The organism is Mycolicibacterium sp. MU0053 (assembly GCF_963378095.1).
GTDB classification, from domain to species: domain Bacteria; phylum Actinomycetota; class Actinomycetes; order Mycobacteriales; family Mycobacteriaceae; genus Mycobacterium; species Mycobacterium burgundiense.
Genome location: NZ_OY726397.1, coordinates 3,737,838 through 3,759,531, shown reverse-complemented (window position 1 = coordinate 3,759,531; position 21,694 = coordinate 3,737,838). Strand labels below are relative to the sequence as shown.

22 protein-coding genes are annotated in these 21,694 nt (G+C 68.7%); 14 read left to right on the top strand and 8 right to left on the bottom strand.

From position 1 onward, the window contains the following. The first annotated feature begins 10 nt into the window (after nucleotides 1–10). The 3 genes from RCP80_RS17755 (at nucleotide 11) to secA (ending at nucleotide 4,654) form a co-directional block, all read left to right on the top strand. A complete protein-coding gene (locus tag RCP80_RS17755; protein ID WP_308478928.1) occupies nucleotides 11–646 on the top strand; it encodes a ComF family protein in 636 nt (211 codons plus the stop codon). Nucleotides 647–934: 288 nt separating this feature from the next. Further along, on the top strand, nucleotides 935–1,606 hold the full coding sequence (hpf, locus tag RCP80_RS17750) for a ribosome hibernation-promoting factor, HPF/YfiA family (protein WP_308478927.1): 672 nt from the start codon (nucleotides 935–937) through the stop codon (nucleotides 1,604–1,606). 204 nt (nucleotides 1,607–1,810) lie between these two features. Beyond that, nucleotides 1,811–4,654 carry a preprotein translocase subunit SecA gene (gene secA, locus RCP80_RS17745; protein WP_308478926.1) on the top strand — a complete coding sequence of 948 codons (2,844 nt, stop codon included), beginning with the start codon at nucleotides 1,811–1,813 and terminating at the stop codon, nucleotides 4,652–4,654. Between the two features lie 4 nt (nucleotides 4,655–4,658). Here secA and RCP80_RS17740 read toward each other — a convergent pair whose 3' ends face one another. Next, nucleotides 4,659–5,150, bottom strand: a complete 492-nt coding sequence (locus RCP80_RS17740) for an Rv3235 family protein (RefSeq protein WP_308478925.1) — start codon at nucleotides 5,148–5,150, stop codon at nucleotides 4,659–4,661. 180 nt (nucleotides 5,151–5,330) lie between these two features. On the opposite strand from RCP80_RS17740, the gene RCP80_RS17735 reads away from it, so the two are divergent. The 5 genes from RCP80_RS17735 to RCP80_RS17715 all read left to right on the top strand — a co-directional run bounded on the left by RCP80_RS17735 (nucleotide 5,331) and on the right by RCP80_RS17715 (nucleotide 10,755). Then, nucleotides 5,331–6,743, top strand: coding sequence for a WS/DGAT/MGAT family O-acyltransferase (locus tag RCP80_RS17735; RefSeq protein ID WP_308478924.1), 1,413 nt, complete (start codon nucleotides 5,331–5,333; stop codon nucleotides 6,741–6,743). A 40-nt stretch (nucleotides 6,744–6,783) separates the two neighbouring features. After that, on the top strand, nucleotides 6,784–7,611 hold the full coding sequence (gene ppk2 / locus RCP80_RS17730) for a polyphosphate kinase 2 (protein ID WP_308478923.1): 828 nt from the start codon (nucleotides 6,784–6,786) through the stop codon (nucleotides 7,609–7,611). Nucleotides 7,612–7,627: 16 nt separating this feature from the next. Continuing rightward, nucleotides 7,628–8,146 (top strand): DUF6912 family protein, encoded by a 519-nt coding sequence (locus RCP80_RS17725; RefSeq protein ID WP_308478922.1) that lies wholly within the window; start codon nucleotides 7,628–7,630, stop codon nucleotides 8,144–8,146. A 119-nt stretch (nucleotides 8,147–8,265) separates the two neighbouring features. Further along, on the top strand, nucleotides 8,266–9,402 hold the full coding sequence (locus tag RCP80_RS17720; RefSeq protein ID WP_308478921.1) for a ferredoxin reductase: 1,137 nt from the start codon (nucleotides 8,266–8,268) through the stop codon (nucleotides 9,400–9,402). Between the two features lie 69 nt (nucleotides 9,403–9,471). After that, nucleotides 9,472–10,755 (top strand): fatty acid desaturase family protein, encoded by a 1,284-nt coding sequence (locus RCP80_RS17715; protein WP_308478920.1) that lies wholly within the window; start codon nucleotides 9,472–9,474, stop codon nucleotides 10,753–10,755. A gap of 3 nt (nucleotides 10,756–10,758) precedes the next feature. Here the strand turns inward: RCP80_RS17715 and rsgA are convergent, their stop codons facing one another. Both rsgA and aroA read right to left on the bottom strand, forming a co-directional pair. Further along, nucleotides 10,759–11,754, bottom strand: a complete 996-nt coding sequence (gene rsgA / locus RCP80_RS17710) for a ribosome small subunit-dependent GTPase A (RefSeq protein WP_308478919.1) — start codon at nucleotides 11,752–11,754, stop codon at nucleotides 10,759–10,761. An 8-nt stretch (nucleotides 11,755–11,762) separates the two neighbouring features. Beyond that, a complete protein-coding gene (gene aroA, locus RCP80_RS17705; RefSeq protein WP_308482905.1) occupies nucleotides 11,763–13,049 on the bottom strand; it encodes a 3-phosphoshikimate 1-carboxyvinyltransferase in 1,287 nt (428 codons plus the stop codon). A 47-nt stretch (nucleotides 13,050–13,096) separates the two neighbouring features. Here aroA and RCP80_RS17700 point away from each other — a divergent pair, with 47 nt between their 5' ends. Continuing rightward, on the top strand, nucleotides 13,097–13,867 hold the full coding sequence (locus tag RCP80_RS17700) for an SOS response-associated peptidase (protein WP_308478918.1): 771 nt from the start codon (nucleotides 13,097–13,099) through the stop codon (nucleotides 13,865–13,867). Next, nucleotides 13,864–15,372 carry a DUF7782 domain-containing protein gene (locus RCP80_RS17695; protein ID WP_308478916.1) on the top strand — a complete coding sequence of 503 codons (1,509 nt, stop codon included), beginning with the start codon at nucleotides 13,864–13,866 and terminating at the stop codon, nucleotides 15,370–15,372. The genes RCP80_RS17700 and RCP80_RS17695 overlap by 4 nt, the downstream gene beginning before the upstream one ends. A 19-nt stretch (nucleotides 15,373–15,391) precedes the next feature. On the opposite strand, the gene RCP80_RS17690 is transcribed toward RCP80_RS17695, so the two are convergent. Then, nucleotides 15,392–16,255 (bottom strand): SDR family oxidoreductase, encoded by an 864-nt coding sequence (locus tag RCP80_RS17690; RefSeq protein ID WP_308478915.1) that lies wholly within the window; start codon nucleotides 16,253–16,255, stop codon nucleotides 15,392–15,394. Nucleotides 16,256–16,264: 9 nt separating this feature from the next. Next, nucleotides 16,265–16,756 carry an aminoacyl-tRNA deacylase gene (locus RCP80_RS17685; protein WP_308478914.1) on the bottom strand — a complete coding sequence of 164 codons (492 nt, stop codon included), beginning with the start codon at nucleotides 16,754–16,756 and terminating at the stop codon, nucleotides 16,265–16,267. Between the two features lie 261 nt (nucleotides 16,757–17,017). Here RCP80_RS17685 and RCP80_RS17680 point away from each other — a divergent pair, with 261 nt between their 5' ends. Beyond that, nucleotides 17,018–17,659, top strand: coding sequence for a sigma-70 family RNA polymerase sigma factor (locus tag RCP80_RS17680; RefSeq protein WP_308478913.1), 642 nt, complete (start codon nucleotides 17,018–17,020; stop codon nucleotides 17,657–17,659). Next, nucleotides 17,656–17,955, top strand: a complete 300-nt coding sequence (rsrA, locus tag RCP80_RS17675; protein ID WP_308478912.1) for a mycothiol system anti-sigma-R factor — start codon at nucleotides 17,656–17,658, stop codon at nucleotides 17,953–17,955. Before RCP80_RS17680 ends, rsrA begins: the two co-directional genes overlap by 4 nt. Nucleotides 17,956–18,020: 65 nt before the next feature. On the opposite strand, the gene RCP80_RS26010 is transcribed toward rsrA, so the two are convergent. Continuing rightward, entirely contained in the window at nucleotides 18,021–18,095 is a 75-nt protein-coding gene (locus RCP80_RS26010) for a 50S ribosomal protein bL37 (RefSeq protein WP_373693542.1), read from the bottom strand. Between the two features lie 215 nt (nucleotides 18,096–18,310). Here RCP80_RS26010 and RCP80_RS17670 point away from each other — a divergent pair, with 215 nt between their 5' ends. Then, nucleotides 18,311–18,526 carry a biotin/lipoyl-binding carrier protein gene (locus RCP80_RS17670; RefSeq protein WP_308482904.1) on the top strand — a complete coding sequence of 72 codons (216 nt, stop codon included), beginning with the start codon at nucleotides 18,311–18,313 and terminating at the stop codon, nucleotides 18,524–18,526. 5 nt (nucleotides 18,527–18,531) lie between these two features. Continuing rightward, complete coding sequence (locus tag RCP80_RS17665; RefSeq protein ID WP_308478911.1) at nucleotides 18,532–20,028, top strand: two-component system sensor histidine kinase PdtaS; 1,497 nt, start codon at nucleotides 18,532–18,534, stop codon at nucleotides 20,026–20,028. A gap of 60 nt (nucleotides 20,029–20,088) precedes the next feature. Here the strand turns inward: RCP80_RS17665 and whiB1 are convergent, their stop codons facing one another. Together whiB1 and RCP80_RS17655 are read right to left on the bottom strand one after the other, a co-directional pair. Further along, nucleotides 20,089–20,343 (bottom strand): transcriptional regulator WhiB1, encoded by a 255-nt coding sequence (gene whiB1, locus RCP80_RS17660; RefSeq protein ID WP_068245183.1) that lies wholly within the window; start codon nucleotides 20,341–20,343, stop codon nucleotides 20,089–20,091. Between the two features lie 232 nt (nucleotides 20,344–20,575). Further along, nucleotides 20,576–21,559, bottom strand: coding sequence for a diacylglycerol/lipid kinase family protein (locus RCP80_RS17655; RefSeq protein WP_308478910.1), 984 nt, complete (start codon nucleotides 21,557–21,559; stop codon nucleotides 20,576–20,578). Nucleotides 21,560–21,694: the final 135 nt, after the last annotated feature.

Here is a 21,694-nt window from a genome sequence, read left to right as displayed (position 1 = left end):
CACTGCCAGCGTGCTCGATCTGATCCTGCCGCTGGAATGTGGCGGTTGCGGCGCACCGGCGACGCGGTGGTGCGCGGCGTGCGCGTCCGCGCTCACGGTCGCCGCGGATCAGCCCCACCTGGTGACCCCGCGCAACGATCCCGGCGTGCCGGTTTTCGCGCTGGGCCGCTACGCCGGGGCGCGCCGGGCCGCGATCGTCGCCCTCAAGGAGCGTCGCCGCACCGATCTGGCCGCCCCGTTGTCGCGCGCACTGGCGCTCGGGGTGCACAGGTTGCTGACCTGGGGGATGGTCGGGCTGCCGTTGGTGCTCGTGCCGGCCCCGACCCGGCGGTCCTCGGCGCGCCGCCGCGGCGGCGACCCGGTGACGCGGCTGGCGGTCGCGGCGGTGGCCGGCCATCCGCAGCTCGCCGTCGCGCCGGCGCTGCGGATGCGCGCGCTGGTGCGCGACTCGGTCGGGCTCAACAGCCGCGGCCGCGAACGCAACGTCGCCGGTCGGGTTCTGCTGACCGCACACCCGCCGCGCGGCGCCGAGATCCTCGTCGTCGACGACATCGTCACCACGGGCACGACGGCCCGCGAAGCCGTGCGCGTCCTGCAAACTTCCGGGGCGCGCGTGACGGGTGTGCTGACGCTCGCGTACGCCTGAACCGCGCTCGCGTGTTACGCCCGGCGAAAGTTCCGGCAACACGTCGACCAAAAGGGTGGCACGTTTGGGTGAACTGCGACTACCTTCGGGAACAACGACCGCAAGTTGCTTGCGGCGAGGCTTCTGACCCGAGGCCCACACGGTTGGTGTGGAGCCGACCGCGTGAGGAGGTGAGTTCTCGACCCCAGGCGCCGGCGGACTCCCGCGTCCACGAGCCCCTCGGCACATGTTGTGTATCAGCCAGGCACGCTCCCGCGTGCAAAGCGACACAGAATCGAGATGTCAAGCATGTCAAGCCAATCCGTGAATGCAGCCCAGACGCTGGTCTCCGAACGTACGGCCGAGCAGCCATCTGGACCGAACGCCGAAGTGGTGGTCAAAGGTCGCAACGTCGAGGTGCCCGACCACTTCCGCGTCTATGTCTCGGAGAAACTCACCCGATTGGAGCGGTTCGACCGCACCATCTACATGTTCGACGTCGAACTCGACCACGAACGGAACCGTCGCCAACGTAAGAATTGCCAGCACGTCGAGATCACCGCGCGGGGTCGCGGCCCGGTGGTGCGCGGGGAGGCCTGCGCCGACAGTTTCTATGCCGCGCTGGAATCGGCCGTCGCAAAGCTCGAGGCGCGGCTGCGGCGGCAGAAGGACCGCCGCAAGATCCACTACGGCGACAAGACCCCGGTGTCGCTCGCCAAGGCCACGGCCGTCGTGCCGCAGGCCTTCGAGCCGCCCGCGGCCCCCATCGCGGCCCAGGAGTCGACACCGGAGCCCTACGAACCCGGTCAGGTGGTCCGCGTGAAGGAGCACCCCGCCAAGCCGATGACCGTCGACGACGCGCTCTACGAGATGGAACTGGTGGGCCACGACTTCTTCCTGTTCCACGACAAGGAGTCCGACAAGCCGTCGGTGGTCTACCGTCGCCACGCATTCGATTACGGCCTCATCCGACTGGCCTGATCGGCGGCTGAGCCGGACATCACGGCGCCACGCTGCGGCCCGGGCGGGCGGCTTCCGGCCCTCTCCGCCCGGGCCGCGGTCTGGGCCGCCCGGGCGGTAACGCCGGGTCGGGGCCAGTTCGAGGGGCGAGTTCGCCGGACCTTGACGCCGCGTCACCTACGATGGGCAGCGATAAAGACTTCCAATCCTGTAGGGGATACATCAGTGCTGTCCAAGCTGTTGCGCCTGGGTGAAGGCCGTATGGTCAAACGCCTCAACGGGGTGGCCGACTACGTCAACTCCCTTTCGGATGACGTCGAGAAGCTCACCGACGACGAATTGCGCGCCAAGACCGACGAGTTCAAAAAGCGCGTTGCGGCTGGTACCAGCCTTGACGACCTGCTTCCCGAGGCGTACGCCGTGGCCCGAGAGGCGGCCTGGCGAGTGCTGTCCCAGCGGCCGTTCCACGTGCAGATCATGGGTGGTGCGGCACTGCACTTCGGCAACGTCGCGGAGATGAAGACCGGTGAGGGCAAGACCCTGACCTGTGTGCTGCCGGCCTACCTCAACGCGCTGAGCGGCAAGGGCGTGCACGTCGTCACCGTGAACGACTACCTGGCCCGACGTGACAGCGAATGGATGGGCCGGGTGCACCGCTTCCTCGGCCTGGACGTCGGCGTGATCCTGTCGCAGATGACGCCCGAGGAACGCCGGGTGGCCTATGGCGCCGACATCACCTACGGCACCAACAACGAGTTCGGCTTCGACTACCTGCGCGACAACATGACGCACTCGGTGGACGACATGGTGCAGCGCGGCCACAACTTCGCCGTGGTCGACGAGGTGGACTCGATCCTCATCGACGAGGCGCGGACGCCGCTGATCATCTCCGGTCCGGCCGACGGCGGCGCCGCGCACTGGTATCAGGAGTTCGCCCGCATCGTGCCGATGATGGAGAAGGACACCCACTACGAGGTGGACCTGCGCAAGCGCACCATCGGCGTGCACGAACTCGGTGTCGAGTTCGTCGAGGATCAACTCGGCATCGACAACCTCTACGAGGCGGCCAACTCGCCGCTGGTCAGCTACCTCAACAACGCCATCAAGGCCAAGGAGCTGTTCCACCGCGACAAGGACTACATCGTCCGCAACGGCGAGGTCGTCATCGTCGACGAGTTCACCGGCCGGGTGCTGACCGGCCGGCGCTACAACGAGGGCATGCACCAGGCCATCGAGGCCAAGGAGCACGTCGAGATCAAGGCCGAGAACCAGACGCTGGCCACCATCACGCTGCAGAACTACTTCCGGCTCTACGACAAACTCTCCGGCATGACCGGTACGGCCCAGACCGAGGCCGCCGAGCTGCACGAGATCTACAAGCTGGGTGTGGTGCCGATCCCGACCAACCGGGAGATGGTCCGCGCTGACCAGTCCGACCTGATCTACAAGACCGAGGAAGCCAAGTACATCGCGGTGGTCGACGATGTCGCCGAGCGCTACGAGAAGGGCCAGCCGGTCCTGATCGGCACCACCAGCGTCGAGCGCTCCGAGTACCTGTCGCGCCAGTTCACCAAGCGCCGGATCCCGCACAACGTGCTCAACGCCAAGTACCACGAGCAAGAGGCGAACATCATCGCCGAGGCCGGCCGGCGCGGTGCGGTCACCGTGGCCACCAACATGGCCGGCCGTGGCACCGACATCGTGCTGGGCGGCAACGTCGACTTCCTGGCCGACAAGCGGCTGCGGGAAAAGGGCCTGGACCCGATCGAGACGCCCGAAGAGTACGAAGCGGCCTGGGACGACATGCTCGAGACCATCAAGGCCGAGGCCGCCGACGAGGCCGACCAGGTCCGAGCCGCTGGCGGGCTGTACGTGCTGGGCACCGAGCGGCACGAATCCCGGCGCATCGACAACCAGCTGCGGGGTCGCTCGGGCCGCCAGGGTGACCCGGGCGAGTCCCGGTTCTATCTGTCGCTGGGCGACGAGTTGATGCGGCGCTTCAACGGCGCGACCCTGGAGTCCCTGCTGACCCGGCTCAACCTGCCCGACGACGTGCCGATCGAGGCCAAGATGGTGACCCGGGCCATCAAGAGCGCCCAGACGCAGGTCGAACAGCAGAACTTCGAGGTCCGCAAGAACGTCCTCAAGTACGACGAGGTGATGAACCTGCAGCGCAAGGTCATCTACGCCGAGCGCCGCCGGATCCTCGAGGGCGAGGATTTGCAGCAGCAGGCCCTCGACATGCTGGTCGACGTCGTCACCGCCTATGTGGAGGGCGCCACCGCCGAGGGCTACGCCGAGGACTGGGATCTGGAGAAGCTCTGGGAGGCGCTCAAGACGCTGTACCCGGTGGGTATCGATCACCGCGATCTGCTGGACCTCGACGCCGTCGGTGAGGCTGGCGAGTTGACCCGCGAGGAGCTGCTGACGGCCCTGCTCGACGACGCCAAGGCGGCCTACGCGCGCCGCGAGGCCGAGTTGGAGGAGCTCGCGGGCGAGGGCGCGATGCGTCAGCTCGAACGCAATGTGTTGCTCAACGTGATCGACCGCAAGTGGCGCGAGCACCTCTACGAGATGGACTATCTCAAGGAGGGCATCGGTCTGCGTGCGATGGCTCAACGCGATCCCCTGGTCGAGTACCAACGCGAGGGCTACGACATGTTCCGGGCGATGCTCGACGCGCTCAAGGAAGAGTCGGTGGGTTTCCTGTTCAACGTGCAGGTCGAGGCCGCCCCCGCGCCGGCCGTGGCCCCGGTGGAGACCCCGCAGGGTCTGGCCGAGTTCGCGGAGGCGGCCGCCAAGCGGACTGCTCCCGCGGCGGGCCAGGACCAGCCGGCCGGACCGCGGCATGCGGCCCCGGTGGGCTTGCGCGCCAAAGGAATCGACAACGGCGAGTCGACGCCTCCGCTGACCTACACCGGTCCCGCGGAGGACGGCGAGGCCGCGGTGCAGCGCTCCGGCGCGGCCGGGCGGCGCTCGGCCGCCGCGGCTGCCGCCGGCGAGGGCGGCACGCGCCGGGAACGCCGCGAGGCCGCCCGCAAGGCCGCCAAGGCGTCCCGCAAGAACTGACGGTTCAGCCGATGTGCAGCGCGACGATCTGCCATCGGCGGCCGTGGGTGGTGCGGCGCCATTCCACCCGGCACGCGATCGCGTGCAACCGGTTGCGCCGGGAGTAGGTGGCCGCGACCTCGAAGGTGCGCTCGGCGCGGTCACAGGCCTGCACCCGGGCCCGGCGCAGGACCGCCGCGCCGTCCCGGGCGCGCCCGCCCCGGGTGAACGCGAGCACGGAGTCGGCGAGCCCGGGCGGCATCAGCGGACGCAGCTGGGTCGGTGGCCGCCGTCGGTCGATGACCTCGAGCACGGTGCGCAGCGCGGCATCGGCGAAGGCCGCGGCGGCGGCGAGGTGTTCCGAGGGCCCGGCGGCAGCACCGGCGGGCACCGCCCGCAGGCGCGGTGTCGGTGGGCGCGGTGGCGCCGGCGGCGCCGGCCCGGTACCGATGGCCGGTTCATAGTCGACGACCGGTACCACGATGGCGCTCGGTGCGGGGCTGCTCGCAACGGTCAAAGTTCGGACCCTCCAGTGCATGCGACGAATCGGCCGGCCTGCTGGAGAGTGGCAGGAACTACTGCTGGTGATCCTGGCACAGTCGGGGGCTCCGCGTGTGCACCCGTTGTGCAGAACCCCCCGTCCTCCGGTTAACGTGGATGTCGGCAGTAGTCGACATGCAAGGGGGACGACACCGGGATGGTGACCAGGCTGTCGGCCTCAGACGCGTCGTTCTATCAGCTGGAGAACACCTCGACACCGATGTACGTCGGATCGCTGTCGATTCTGCAGAAACCGCGCTCCGGGTTGAGCTATGAGTCGCTGCTCGACACCGTCGAGCAGCGGCTACCCCAGGTGCCCCGCTACCGGCAGAAGGTCCGGGAGATCACGCTGGGCCTGGCGCGACCGGTGTGGATCGACGACACCGACTTCGACATCACCTACCACATTCGTCGTTCGGCGCTGCCGTCGCCGGGCAGCGACGCCCAGCTGCACGACCTGATCGCCCGGCTCGGTTCGCGCCCGCTGGACAAGAGCCGCCCGCTCTGGGAGATGTACCTGGTCGAGGGGCTGGCCAAGAACCGCATCGCGATCTACACCAAAAGCCATCAGGCACTGGTGAACGGCATGGGCGCCCTGGAGATCGGGCATGTGATCGCCGATCGCACCCAGCAGCCACCGAGCTTCGGCGAGGACCTCTGGATTCCGGCGCGGGAGCCGGGGACGGCCGGATTGGTGCTCGGCGCGGTCGGGGACTGGTTCTCCGGGCCGCGCGAGCAGCTGGCGGCGGTGCAGTCGGCCGTCACGGGCGTCGTCACCAACTCCGGTCAGCTGGCCGACATCGGGCGCCGCGTTGCCGATGCCGCACGCACGGTCGCGCGCGGCACCGCTCCGAGCAGCCCACTGAACACGAGGGTTTCGCGCAACCGGCGCTTCACCGTGGCCAGCGGCAGCCTCGAGGACTACCGGCGGTTGCGGGTGCGCTATGACTGCGACGTCAACGATGTGCTGCTGGCCGTCGTGGCCGGCGCGCTGCGCAACTGGCTGCTGTCCCGGGGCGAACCGGTCACTCCCAGCACGACCGTGCGCGCCATGGCACCCATGTCGGTCTACCCGGACCTCGACGAGGACGGGGCGGCCGGGCCCGGTCAGGCCATCAGCGAGGTCGCCCCGTTCCTGGTGGATCTGCCGGTCGGGGAGGGCAACGCGGTGGTCCGGCTGTCCCAGATCGCCCATGCCACCGAATCGCATCCCACCGCGACCAGCCTGGTGGATGCCCGCACCATCGTGACCCTGTCGGGCTTCGCGCCGCCCACGCTGCATGCGATGGGTATTCGGGTGGCCACCAATTTCGCGGCGCGGCTGTTCAACCTGTTGATCACGAATGTGCCGGGCGCCCAAACCCAGATGTATGTCGCCGGCGCCAAGCTGCTCGAGACCTATGCGGTGCCACCGCTGCTGCACAACCAGGTGCTGGCCATTGGTGTCACGTCCTATTGCGGCAAGGTGTATTTCGGCATCAATGCCGACCGGGAGGCCATGAGCGACGTCGACGTGCTACCCACACTGCTGCGCGAATCGTTGGAGGAATTGCTCGAAGCCGCCCAGTAGTTGGGCTCCCGCCAGGGCCGTGCCGCAGTAGGATGCGGCGGTGGGCAAGCGCAAGGGCAAGGGCACGGGCACCAAGATTCCCGACGAGCTCTACACGACCGAATTGTTCCGTCTGCAAACCGAATTCGTGAAGCTGCAGGAATGGGTCAAGCACTCCGGCACCCGGCTGGTGGTGGTGTTCGAGGGTCGCGACGCCGCCGGCAAGGGCGGGACCATCAAGCGGATCACCGAATACCTCAGTCCGCGGGTGGCGCGCATTGCGGCGCTGCCGGTCCCGACCGAACGCGAACGCGGGCAGTGGTACTTCCAGCGCTATGTCGCGGAGCTGCCGACCCGGGGCGAGATCGTGCTGTTCGACCGGTCCTGGTACAACCGGGCGGGGGTGGAGAAGGTGATGGGATTCTGTAGCCCGCACGAGCATTCGCTGTTCCTGCATCAGGCCCCCATTTTCGAGCAGATGCTCATCGACGACGGGATTCTGTTGCGCAAGTACTGGTTTTCGGTTTCCGACGTGGAGCAGCTGCGCCGATTCCGCAAGCGGCTGAAAGACCCGGTGCGGCAATGGAAGCTGTCGCCGATGGACCTGGACTCGGTGTACCGCTGGCAGGACTATTCGCGGGCCAAGGACGAGATGATGGCCCACACCGACACGCCGGTAAGTCCCTGGTATGTCGTCGAATCCGATATCAAGAAGCACGCCCGCCTGAACATGATGAGCCACCTGCTGTCCACGATCGACTACCACGCCGTGGACCGGCCCAAGGTGCGCCTGCCCGAACGGCCCGTGCAGGCCCACGACTACCAGCGGTTGCCGCGGGAGTTGGCCACCTATGTCCCCGATCACGTCGCCGCCCTGTTGGCCGATTAGCGGCTAGTCTGCGGAGATGCGGGTCTACATCCCGGCGACACTGGCCATGCTGCGCCAACTGGTCGCCGACGGCGAGCTGTTTCCCGTCAGCGGTACCGCCTTCGCGGTGACCCCGAGACTGCGGGAGGCCTACGCCGAAGGCGACGACGACGAACTCGCCGAGGTGGCGCTCGGGGAGGCGGCACGGGCGTCGCTGCGGCTGCTCGCCACCGACCAGGACGGCGGGACCGGGGCGACCGACGATGCCCTGCCGCTGCGCCGAGCCGTGATCGTGGCCGACATCGAGCCGGTGACCATGCGCCCGGATCTCGACGACGCCGTGGTGCGGGTGGGTGGCCCGTGCCGGACGGACGCGGTGGCCGCCGCCTACGTCGACATCGCCGAGGCCGAGCCCGCGGTCCGCGCGGCGATCGCGGTCATCGACGAGGCGGATATGGGTGACGAGGACGCCGAGCTGACCGTCGGCGATGCGCTGGATCACGATCTGGCCTGGTACGCGACCCAGGAACTGCCGTTTCTGCTTGAGCTGCTGTAGCTCGCGCGGAGGCGGGCTTGCGGGCTCGGCACTGGATACGGCACCGTAAGTTACGGTACCGTAGGTTATCTCCCGGGGTTTCGGGATTGTTCAAAACCGCCACCCAGGCAGGAGCCGTCATGGCCAAGAATTCCATCAAGATCAGCGCCAAGGTCGTCGACACCGTCCGGCCCACCGTCGTCGGCGCCGACAAGCATCCGGGCTGGCACGCGCTGCGCACCCTGATCGGCCGCATCACCACGCCGCTGCTGCCCGACGACTACGCGCACCTGGCCAATCCGCTGTGGTCGGCCCGCGAGTTGCGCGGCCGCATCGTCGATGTCCGCCGCGAGACCGAGGATTCGGCCACGCTGGTCATCAAGCCCGGCTGGGGCTTCACCTTCGACTATCAGCCCGGTCAGTACATCGGCATCGGCGTGCTGATCGACGGCCGGTGGCGCTGGCGGTCGTACTCGCTGACCTCGACGCCGGTCGCCGCCTCGAACACCATCACGATCACGGTCAAGGCGATGCCGGAGGGCTTCCTGTCCAGTCACCTCGTCGGCGGCGTCGCACCCGGCACCATCGTGCGGTTGGCCGCGCCCCAGGGCAATTTCGTGATGCCCGACCCGGCCCCGGCGAAGGTGTTGTTCCTAACCGCGGGCTCGGGGATCACCCCGGTGATGTCGATGCTGCGCACGCTGGTGCGTCGCGGCCAGATCTCCGACGTCGTGCATGTGCACTCGGCGCCGACCGCTGCGGACGTGATGTTCGCGGCCGAACTGGCGGAGCTGGCCGAGACCCACCCCGGCTACCGGCTGCGGTTGCGGGCCACGCGCACCGAGGGCCGGCTGGATTTGGCGCGGCTCGACGACGAGGTCCCCGACTGGCGGGATCGGCAGGCCTGGGCGTGCGGGCCCGAGGCGATGCTCGCCGACGCCGAACGGCTGTGGTCCGGCATCGGACTCGACGACAGCCTGCACCTGGAGCGGTTTGCGGTGGCACGGGCCCCGGCGCACGGGATCGGCGGCACCGTCACCTTCGAACGCAGTGGCAAGACCGTGGTAGCCGACGCCGCCACCTCGCTGATGGACGCGGGGGAGCAGGTGGGCGTGCAGATGCCCTTCGGCTGTCGGATGGGTATCTGTCAGTCCTGCGTGGTCGGCCTGGTCGACGGACATGTGCGGGATCTGCGCACCGGCGTCGAGCACGAGCCGGGCACCCGCGTGCAGACCTGTGTCTCCGCGGCCGCCGGCGATTGCGTGTTGGATATTTAGGCTTTACTGGCTGGTAACCTACGGAGTCGTAGGTTACGGTAGCGTAGGTACAACGAGAGGAGGTCGACGATGGCAATCACTGACATCCCGGCGTTTACGCATCTGACCGAGGCCGACATCGAGAGCTTGGGCGTCGAACTCGACGCCATCCGTCAGGACATCGAGGATTCCCGGGGCGAGCGAGACGCGCGGTACATCCGTCGCACCATCGCCATCCAGCGTGGACTCGAAGTGGCCGGCCGCCTGCTGCTGGCCGGCAGCTCCAAGCGCTCGTTCTGGTGGGCGGGGACCGCGACGCTGGGCGCGGCCAAGATCATCGAGAACATGGAGATCGGCCACAACGTCATGCACGGTCAGTGGGATTGGATGAACGATCCCGAGATCCACTCCACGAGCTGGGAGTGGGACATGACCGGGGCGTCCAAGCACTGGCGCTTCACCCACAACTTCATGCACCACAAGTACACCAACATCCTGGGCATGGACGACGATGTGGGCTTCGGCCTGATCCGCGTCACCCGCGATCAGCGGTGGACGCCGAGCAACCTGTTCAACCTGGTGTACAACACCATGCTGGCGCTGCTGTTCGAGTGGGGCGTGGGCCTGCAGCACCTGGAACTCGGCAAGATCTTCAAGGGTCGCGACGACCGCGCCGCCACCTTCGTGCGGCTCCGGGAGTTCGGCGTCAAGACCGGGCATCAGCTGGTCAAGGACTACGTCGCGTATCCGGCGCTGACCGCACTGTCGCCGGGCGCGACCTTCAAGTCGACGGCCAAGGCCAACGCGGTGGCCAACATCATCCGCAACATCTGGGCCAACGCGGTGATCTTCTGCGGCCACTTCCCGGACGGCGCCGAAAAGTTCACCAAGACCGACATGGTCGGGGAATCGCGCGGCCACTGGTACCTGCGGCAGATGCTGGGCAGCGCCAACTTCGAGGGCGGCCCGTTGCTGCGCTTCATGAGCGGCAACCTGTGCCACCAGATCGAGCACCACCTGTTCCCGGACCTGCCGAGCAACCGGTATCACGAGATCTCGGTGCGGGTGCGTGAGCTGTGCGAGAAGTACGACCTGCCCTACACCACGGGGTCTTTCCTGGGTCAGTACGGCAAGACGTGGCGGACCATCGCCAAGCTGTCGTTGCCGGACAAGTTCCTGCGCGACACCGCCCATGACGCGCCGGAGACCCGGAGCGAATGGATGTTCGCCGAGTTGGGGCCGGAGTTCGCGGCCACCGATCCGAGCAGCGGTCGCAAGCGCGGCCTCAAGACCGCCATTGGGCGCGTGCGCGCGGCGCGGAAACAGCGTCGTGACAATCGGTTTGACGCGGATCGGATCGACCGGGCCGCCTGAGGGTCAGGCCTCGGCGCCGTCGCGCAGCACGCGTAGCAGGCTGCGCGCGGCCGCCACCCGGTCCGCGGCCGGTCCGGCGAGTTGGTCCAGGGCGCATTCGGGGTCGGCCGGCGGACCCAGGTGTCCGCAGCCGCGCGGGCAGTCGCCGATGGCGGCGGCCAAATCGGAGAAGGCCATCAACACGTCGGTGGTCTCGATGTGGGCCAGCCCGAACGACCGAATCCCCGGAGTGTCGATCACCCAGCCGCCACCGGCCAGCGGCAGTGCCACCGACTGGGTCGAGGTGTGCCTGCCCTTGCCCACGCCGGACACCGCGCCGATCGCGCGATCGGCATCCGGCACAACGCGATTCACCAGCGTCGACTTGCCCACACCGGAATGGCCGAGCAGTACCGTGAGCTTGCCGGTCAGGATCGGCTCCACGGCATCCAACGGATCGTCGCGGCCGGCGGTGAGCACGGTCAGGTCCAGCCCGGCGAACTGCGCCGCAAACGGTTCGGGCGGTGCCAGATCGGATTTGGTCAGACACAGAATCGGAGTCAGCCCGCCGGCATAGGCGGCGATCAGCGTCCGCTGAACGAACCCGGTTCGCGGCGGCGGATCCGCCAGGGCGACCACGATCAGCAGCTGATCGGCGTTGGCCACCACCACCCGCTCGGTGGGGTCGGTGTCATCGGCGGTGCGCCGCAACACCGTTCGGCGCTCGCGGCGGCGCACGATCCGCGCCAGCGTGTCCGGGCGGCCGGACAGGTCACCCACCACGTCGACGTCGTCGCCCACCACAATCGGGGTCCGGCCCAATTCGCGGGCCCGCATGGTGGTGACCGGACGGTCGGGGTCGCCGTCGAGCACGACGCCCCAGCGGCCGCGGTCGACGGTGACGACCATGGCCGATTCCGCGTCGGCGTGATCGGGGCGGATCTTGGTACGCGGTCGCGAGCCCTTACCCGGACGGATCCGGACATCGGATTCGTCGTAGCTGCGAACGCGTCCCGCCATCGCGGCCCTTACTCCTGGCCCGCCAGCATGTCGGCCCACAGGTCGGGGAACTCCGGCAGGGTCTTGTCGGTGGTGGCGATGTCGTCGATCTCGACGCCGGCCACCCGCAACCCCACGATCGCACCGGCCATGGCCATCCGGTGATCGGCGTAGGCCCGCCAGGTGCCGCCGTGCAGCGGCGTCGCGGTGATCGACAGACCGTCCTCGGTCTCCACGCAGTCGCCGCCGAGGCCGTTGATCTCCGCACTCAGCGCGGCCAGGCGGTCGGTTTCGTGGCCGCGCAGGTGTGCGATCCCGCGCAGCCGTGACACCGACCCCTCGACCGCCAGGGCGGCCAGCGCCGCCACCGCGGGCGTCAACTCGCCCACCTCGTTGAGGTCGACGTCGAAGCCGCCGTAGGAGACCGGCCCTTGCACCTCCAGATGCGAATCCGTGCGTGACACAGTGGCATTCGTCGCCGCCAGTACCCGCAGGATGGTGTCGGAGGCCTGCAGGCTCGGCGACGGCCAGCCGATGATGCGCACCGCACCGCCGGTGGCCACGGCGGCCGCCAGGAACGGCACCGCGTTCGACAGATCCGGCTCGACGACCCAGTGCCGGGCCGCGACCGCCCCCGGCTCCACCCGCCAGCGGTTCGCCGTCGCATCGTCGACCCGGACGCCGGCCTGCCGCAGCATCTGCACCGTCATCGCCACGTGCGGGGCCGACGGCATGGTGGTCCCGGTGTGCTCGATCGTGACACCGTCGGCGAACGAGGGGCCGCACAGCAGCAGTCCGGACACGAACTGCGAGGACGCCGAGGCGTCGATGCCCACCGTGCCGCCGCGCACCGCACCCGTGCCGGTCACCCGGAACGGCATCGCGTCGCCGTCGATGTCCACCCCGAGGGTGCGCAGCGCTTCGAGCAGCGGCGCGATCGGCCGGGTCCGGGCCTGCTCATCGCCGTCGAACTCGACCGGCACCGATCCCAGGGCGGCCAGCGCCGGCACGAACCGCAGCACCGTGCCGGCCAGGCCGCAGTCCACCCGGGCGCCGGCCGGTGGGGCCACCCCACCGGAGATCGTCAACTCGGAGTGGTCGCCGGTGACGTCGAGTCCGAGGGTGCGCAGCGCCCCGATCATCAGGTCGGTGTCGCGGCTGCGCAGCGCGCCGCTGATGGTCGAGGAGCCCGACCCCTGCGCGGCGGCCAGCGCCGAGAGCATCAACGTCCGGTTGGTCAGCGACTTCGAACCGGGGACGATCACGGTGGCGTGGACAGGGGTGGCCGCATGCGGGGCCGGCCAAGGGTGTTGCAACACGGATCCATCCTGCCTTGTCGATGCCGTCTGGAACCATGTAGGCCATGTGTGGACGGTTTGCGGTCACCACCGACCCTGCGCTGCTGGCGCAGAAGATCCAGGCGCTCGACGAGACGACCGCGGCGGCGCAGGGCGCCGCCGGTGCGTCGGCGGCCAACTACAACGTCGCGCCCACCACCGCGATCAGCACCGTCGTGAAGCGCCACGCCGAACCCGAGGACGAGGCGACGCGACGGCTGCGGTCCATGCGGTGGGGTCTGATTCCGCCGTGGGCGAAGACCGGGCCCGACGGCAAGCTCGAGGGCAAGGGGCCGCTGCTGATCAACGCGCGCGCCGAGACGGTCACCGAATCGCCGGCGTTCCGGAACTCGGCGAAGAACAAGCGCTGCCTGGTCCCGATGGACGGCTGGTATGAGTGGACCCCCAACCGGGACGCCAAGGGGCACAAAACACCGTTCTACCTGCACGCCGAGGACGGCGAGCCGCTGTTCATGGCGGGGTTGTGGTCCACCTGGCGGCCCAAGGGCGCGGACCGCAGCGTCCCGCCGCTGTTGAGCGCGACGATCATCACCACCGACGCCGTGGGGCCGCTGGCCGAAATCCACGACCGGATGCCGCTGACCATCAGCCGCCCGGACTGGGACCGCTGGATGGATCCGGACGCCCCGATCGACGAGGGTCTGCTGCGCGGCCACGGCGATCTGGACCGGATCGTCGTCCGGCAGGTGTCGACCCTGGTCAACAACGTCCGCAACAACGGCCCCGAACTCATCGCCCCGGCGGACCCGCAGGCCGAACAAGCCGAGCTGTTTTGAACCACCCCCTGTTCGACCCGGGGGTGACCGAGGCCGTCGGCGCCGACCTGCGCGCGGCCGACTACCGCACCGACGGCGTGGCCGAACTGCTGGGCGCGGACGCCGAGGCCGCCCTCGGACGCGGGGTGTGGTGGCCGGCGCTGCGGGCCACCCGCAGCGCCGGGCCCGATCGGCAACGCCTGGCGGTGCTGGTGCGGCTGTTCCTGCTCGGCGTGGACGAACCGCTCGACCAGATCGAGGTGGCGTTTCCCAGTGTGGCGCCGGCGGACCTGCTGGCCAACGGGGTGCTGGAACCGGCCGGGCCGGGGGCCGCGCGCGCGGCCCTGGACATCCGCCCGCACAGCGACGGTGCCCGCGACTACCTGGTGGTCTCGGATCAGGACGCGGCGCTGCGCGGCACCCCGGTGCGGCGCGATCACGTGCTCGGGATCGGGGGCGCCTCGGTCTCGTTGGCCCGCGCGGTGAGTCGCGCCCCGGCCGGCCGGGCACTCGATCTCGGCACCGGCTGCGGCATCCAGGCCGTCCACCTGGCGGCGCACTGCACCGAGATCGTGGCCACCGACACCAACGAGCGCGCTCTGGCGTTGGCCGCGGCCACCGCCCGGATCAACGGGCTGAGCTGGGAGTTACGGTGCGGCAGCCTGTTCGAGCCGGTCGCGGGGGAGCGATTCGATCTGATTGTGTCCAATCCGCCGTTCGTGGTGGGCGCCGGCGCCGCGGACTACCTCTATCGGGATTCCGGCATGGTCGGGGATGCGCTGTGTCGGCGGCTGATCGAGCAGGTGGGCGACCATCTGAACCCCGGCGGGACCGCGCAGATCATGGCGAACTGGATCGTGCGTTCGGGGCACGACTGGCGGCAGCGGGTCACCGAGTGGCTGGCGGGCACCGGTTTGCACGCCTGGGTGGTGCAGCGCGAACTCGCCGACCCGGTCAGTTATGTGTCGCTGTGGCTGTCCGACGCCGGTGAGAGTGCGGAGCAGAGCGCACGGCGCGGCGGGCAATGGCTGGACTGGTTCGCCGACAACGACATCACCGCCGTCGGGATGGGCATCATCGCGTTGCGCGCCCCGGCCGTCGGGGAGACCGGGCCGCCAGAACACATCCTGGAGGAGATCGTCGGGGCCGACGAGGCGCTGACCGGGCCCGAGGTCGAGGCGTTCTTCGCGCGCCGCGCCTACCTGCGCGACACCGACGACAGCGCGTTGCTGGCGGCCCGCCTCTCGACGGCGCCGGTGTTCCTCGAGGAGCACTACCTGCCCGGACCCGAAGGCTGGCAACAGATTTCGGCGGCGGTGCAGCGCCCGGGCGGCCCGGCGGCGGTGTTGGGGGTCGACGAGGTGTCCCGGGCGTTGCTGGCCGGTTGCCGCGGCGAGGTGCCACTGGGCACGCTGCTGCAACTGCTCGCCAGCCACCACCGAGTGGACGCCGAGGCGCTGGCGCACGCCGCGCTGCCGGTGGTCCGGGAGGCCATCGGCCGGGGGATCCTCTACCAGGCGCAGTGAGCCGCGCGGAGCCCGGCCGTCACGGCCCGGTGTACCCCGGCGGGTTGGGGGAGTCGACCCACAGGTCCACGCCCAGCTCGACCGGACCGGGGGTGCTGTTGTACACCGACAGGTCAGTGACGCCGGATTCCAGCAGCACGTCCTCACACAGCAGCGTCTGTCCGGTGTATTCGCGGGCCGGCCGGGTCAACACGGCATAGGCCGCGTCCGAGTACACCTCGGGCCGGCGGGAACGCTTCATCGATTCTTCCCCGCCGAGCAGGTTCTGCACCGCCGCGGTGGCCACCATGGTGCGCGGCCACAGCGTATTCGAGGCGATGCCCGCGTCCCGCAACTCTTCGGCAATTCCCAACGCGCACAACGTCATCCCGAACTTGGCCATCATGTACGGCGTGGGACGCAGCCACTCCGATTCCAGCCGGATCGGCGGCGACAAGGTCAGAATGTGCGGATTGGCCCGGCCCTTCATGTGCGGGATGCAGGCCTGGGACACCGCGTAGGTGCCCCGCACCTGGATGCCGTTCATCAGATCGAAACGCTTGAGGGGCACCTCCTCGATGGAGCCGAGATTGATCGCCGAGGCGTTGTTGACGCAGATGTCGATGCCGCCGAATTGTTCGACGGCCTTGGCCACCGACTCGGCCACCAGATCGCCGTCGCGGATGTCGCCGAGAATCGGCAGGGCCTGGCCGCCGGCCTCCTCGATCTCCTTGGCCGCGGTGTAGATCGTGCCCGGCAGCTTGGGATGGGGTTCGGCGGTCTTGGCCACCAGCGCGATGTTGGCGCCGTCGGCGGCGACCTTCTTGGCGATGGCCAGGCCGATGCCCCGACTGGCCCCGGAGATGAACATCGTGGTGCCCGCGAGGGGGCGATCTGCAGCCATGCCCCGACTTTAGCCAGCCGCGATCTCGGCGAGGACCGCATCGCTGAGATCGATGAGGTCCCGCGGGGCCAGGGCGACATCGAGGCCGCGCTTACCGGCGCTGCACAGAATGCGGTCCCAGTTCAACGCCGAGGAATCGATCGCGGTGGGCAGCTTGGTCCGCTGGCCCAGCGGGGAGATACCGCCCAGCACATAGCCGGTGCTGCGGTGGGCCTCGGCGGGCGGCGCCAGCGCGGCCTTACGCGCCCCCAGGGCGGCCGCGGCGGCCTTCAACGACAGCGTCGCCGGGACCGGTAGGACCGCCACCGCCAGTCCCGTAGGAAGCGTCAGGACCAGGGTCTTGAAGATCTGCCCGGCGACGAAGCCGTGGTCGCGGCCGAGTTCGGCGGCGGCCTCGACGCCGAACGAGCGGTTGCGCGGGTCGTGCCGGTAGGCGAGCACCTCGTGCTCGATCCCGGCGGCGATCAGGGCCTCGATCGCCGGTGTCGCCGCTCTGCCCACCGCGTCAGGTTAGCCAGATCGACCCGGTGACGCGCTCGTCGGCCCGCGGGTTTTTGCCGCGCGGGCCGCCCTGCGGAATTACTGCCGGGCGAATACCGTTTGAACTTGCAGTCCCGCGGTGCGGAGCGGTTGTCAGTGTGCGGCCCTAGGATGGGCGGATAGGGGAGTTTGGTGTCAACGTTATGCCTGGAGCCCCCGGCTTCGGCGGATCTCGCCGCGGTGTTCGGGCGTTCGATGACGGAAGGGACTTTGTCAACCACCATGACCGACATCGACGGTAAGACCGCCACGGCGAATCCGGAGGAAACCGACGCGGAACTGACCGCCCGCTTCGAACGCGACGCCATTCCGCTGGTGGATCAGCTCTACGGCGGTGCGCTGCGGATGACCCGCAACCCGGCCGACGCCGAGGATCTGCTGCAGGAAACCATGATCAAGGCCTATTCGGGATTCCGGTCCTTCCGGGAGGGCACCAACCTCAAGGCGTGGTTGTACCGCATCCTGACCAACACCTACATCAACAGCTACCGCAAGAAGCAGCGCCGGCCGGCGGAGTACCCCACCGAGGAGATCACCGACTGGCAGTTGGCGGCCAACGCCGAGCATTCGTCGGTCGGTTTGCGATCGGCTGAGGTGGAGGCTTTGGAAGCCCTGCCCGACACCGAGATCAAGGAAGCGCTGCAGCAGCTGCCGGAGGATTTCCGGATGGCGGTTTATTATGCCGACGTCGAAGGTTTCCCCTACAAGGAGATCGCCGAGATCATGGATACACCGATCGGGACCGTGATGTCCCGGCTGCATCGGGGGCGTCGCCAGTTGCGCGACCTGTTGACCGAAGTGGCCAAGGATCGCGGCTACATCCGCGGCACCCAGATCGCCGCGCCCGAGGAGGTCTCGTCATGAGCTCGAACGAAGAAGATCGCTGGCAGCCGCCGCTGGGTCCGGTGGACCACGAGCATCCCGGCTGCGCCGCGGTCATCGCCGAGGTGTGGACGCTGCTCGACGGTGAGTGCACCGCCGATTCCCGGGAGCGGCTGCAGCAGCACCTCGACGACTGCCCGGCCTGCCTGCGGCACTATGGCGTCGAGGAGCGCATCAAGCGGCTGATCGCCACCAAGTGCAGCGGCGAGAAGGCCCCGGAGGGGCTGCGGCAGCGGCTGCAGATCGAGATCAGCCGCACCACCATCGAACGCGGCTGAGACACGAAAAGACCGCCCGGTTCCGACGGATCCGGGCGGTCTCTTTTTGCCTTTTCAGGCGAGCGTCAGGAGTTGGGACGCTTGCCGTGGTTCGCCTTGCTGTGCTTGCGGTCCTTCTTCTTACGGCCACGTTTGGCCATGACATACCTCCGGTGCTGGTCTCGTCGAGGGCTCGACGCTGCGGCTGCCCAAGCGGGCGGGGCCCGACGAGCATTGCCCCCATTGTCTCATGGGCCCGGGGATGCCCAGTCCACCCCGGCCAGGCGTTGGGCGGCCGCGCGGCCGGTTGTGGTTCGATAGAGCGTCAGTAGCGCCGGTGGACGCCGCGTCCGTGGGAATGATGAGTGGGGTGAAGATGGCCGAAGATGTTCGCGCGGAAATCGTGGCTAGCGTGCTCGAAGTTGTGGTTCACGAGGGTGACCAGATCGGTGAAGGCGACACCGTGGTGCTGCTGGAGTCGATGAAGATGGAGATCCCGGTGCTGGCCGAGGCCGCGGGCACCGTCACGAAGGTGAACGTCGCCGTCGGCGATGTCATCCAGGCGGGCCACCTCATCGCCGTCATCAGCTAGGCACCATGTCGACCCTCGGTGAGCTGCTCGCCGAGCACACCGTTCTGCCGGGCGATGCGGTCGACCACCTGCACGCCGTGGTCAGCGAGTGGCAACTACTGGCGGATCTGTCCTTCGCCGACTACTTGATGTGGGTGCGCCGCGACGACGGTGAACTGGTGTGCGTCGCGCAGTGCCGGCCGAACACCGCGGCCACGGTCCTGCTCTCCGATGCCGTCGGCACCACGGCGTCGTCGGCGCAGCTGCCGCTCGTGGCCGCCGCATTCTCCTCCGGGGCGATCGGCAGCGCCGACGACCCCAATCCCACGCTGACCCATCGCAGTGGGCTCAACGTGGAAGCGGTCCCGGTCCGACACCACGACACCGTGGTGGCCGTGCTGACGCATCAGACGGCCCTGGCCGCGCTGCGCCAGTCCAGTCCGCTCGAGAGCGCGTACCTCGACTGCGCGGGCGATCTGGTGCACATGCTCTCCGAGGGCACGTTCCCGAACGTCGGCGATCTGGCCGCGTCATGGTCGAGCCCGCGGGTGGGCGACGGGTTCATCCGGCTCGACGGCGACGGTGCCGTGGTGTTCGCCAGCCCCAACGCGTTGTCGGCGTACCACCGGATGGGGTTGGCCGCCGAGCTGGCCGGCCGCAATCTGGTCACCATCACCCGCCCGCTGATCTCGGATCCGTTCGAGGCTCAGGAGGTCGCCGAACATATTCGCGCCTCGCTGGCCGGCGGGTCGAGCATGCGGATGGAGGTCGACGCCGGGGGTGCGGCGGTGCTGCTGCGCACCATCCCGCTGGTGGTGCACGGTGCCGCGGCCGGTGCCGCGGTCCTGATCCGCGACGTGACCGAGATCAAGCGCCGCGACCGGGCGTTGCTGAGCAAGGACGCGACCATCCGCGAGATTCATCACCGGGTGAAGAACAACCTGCAGACGGTCGCGGCGTTGTTGCGGCTGCAGGCCCGGCGCAGCAGCAGCGCGGAAAGCCGTGAGGCGCTGATGGAATCGGTCCGTCGGGTCACCTCGATCGCGCTGGTGCACGACGCGCTGTCGATGTCGGTGGACGAGGAGGTGAACCTCGACGAGGTGATCGACCGGATCCTGCCGATCATGAACGACGTGGCTTCCGTCGACGCCCCGATCAAGATCACCCGGGTGGGCGCGCTCGGGGTGCTCGACGCCGACCGTGCCACTGCGTTGATCATGGTGATCACCGAGCTCGTGCAGAACGCGCTCGAGCACGCCTTCGACACCAGCGCTCCGCGTGGTTCGGTGACGATCTCCTCGCAGCGCTCGGCGCGCTGGCTCGATGTGGTGGTGCACGACGACGGCCGCGGCCTTCCGCCGGAGTTCAGCCTGGAGCAATCCGACCGGCTCGGCCTGCAGATTGTCCGGACCCTGATCTCGGCCGAGCTCGACGGTTCATTGGACATGCACGATGTGCCGGGCGGCGGCACCGACGTGGTGTTACGGGTCCCGATCGGGCGGCGGCCGCGGTTGCCGCAGTAACCGGCTGCAGAGACAACTCTGGCCCCGGCGGTTGCCGGGGCCAGAGTTGGAATGCTTCGGTCAGACGCCGGTGCGAGTCCGGGTCCGGGCGTTGCGACGCTTGAGCGCGCGGCGCTCGTCCTCGCTCATCCCGCCCCACACGCCGGCGTCCTGGCCGGACTCCAACGCCCAGCTCAGGCACTCGGTGGTCACCGGGCAGCGGTTGCAGACGAGTTTCGCGTCGGCAATCTGGGCGAGGGCCGGCCCGCTGTTCCCCACTGGGAAGAACAGTTCCGGATCCTCGTCACGACAGACCGCCTTGTGCCGCCAATCCATGGCAAAACTCCTCACTGTGACGCGCAGCAATACGCGCCGATTAATAGTCTCCGGGTTAACACGTGCACCGAATGTTTCTGCACTGTTGCATCTGATAGTTCCAGAGGCTGAACAGATGTCAATAGAACTCAGTTAACACGTGGTCAATGTCACTACCGGGGGCAGTCGACGAACCGGTTACCCCGTTGTACTACACTCAAACCCAGATGCGCCCGAAAATTTCGACCTAACCTCAGTTATTGCAGGTAGGAGCGTTATTTGGGAGCGGAGCGACGACGTCCAGCGCGTCGGGGACCGATCTGAAGGTCAGGGATTCCCGCTCACCGATGTAATCTCCGTCAATTTGCGTGGCGACGGGCGTGTCGCTGGTCACCTGCACCCAATCGACGTCATCGCAGCGAATCAGATGCTTCGCGGACAGCTTTGGTCGCTTGGCCACCATCTGCCGCACCAGGCCGAGATTGCGCCAGATGCTCATGCTCGTGGTGGCGAACACGCCGAGGCCGGTCTCGAAGCGGGTGTCCGGGTTGGTCCAGATCGGCCGGGTGTTGGCATAGGTCCACGGACTCGAATTCGACACGAACACGAAATGCACCCCCGTGACGGGATCCCGGTCCGGCAGCTGCAGCGTGAGCCGGGGCTCGCGACGGGCGCTGCGCAGCACCGCGGGCACCGCGACCCGGATATAGCGGGATGCCGTGACGCCCTTGTGTTTGCGGCCGCGATTGCGATGCGACTCCACCGCGGCCACCACTTCGCCGTCGACCCCGATGCCCGCGGTGAACACCGCCCACCGCTCCCCGCAGTCCATCAGCCCGATGCGTCGCCAGTCCCGTTTCGGGCCCCGGGAGCCGAGGAGGTCGACGAGCAGGTTGGTGGCCTCGATGGGATCCGGCGAGATGCCCAGTGAGCGGGCGAAGACGTTGGCCGACCCGCCGGGTACCACCGCGACCGCGGGCGCCGGCGTCAGGCTGCGCCGGCCGGGCTCGCCGAGCAGGCCGTTGACCACCTCGTTCACCGTGCCGTCGCCGCCGTGCACGATCACCACGTCGACGCCGTCGGCCGCGGCCGCGGCGGCGATCTCGGTGGCGTGCCCGGGATGGTTGGTGTGTTCGACGGTCAGCCGCACCCGGCTCTCGAGGGCATGGGCCAACAGGTCGCGGCCCGCCGCCGTGGTCGAGGTGGCATTGGGGTTCACGATGAGCACGGCACGCACGAGCAATCAGCCTACGGGGCGCCGGCGCCCCAACGTGCTCAGCTGCCGTCCGGCGCGAGCGGGCGCAAACCACGGGATTTTCGCGGCGTGTCACGCGGGGACGCGCACCTTCGCGGGAAATGGGCGGCGGTCGCG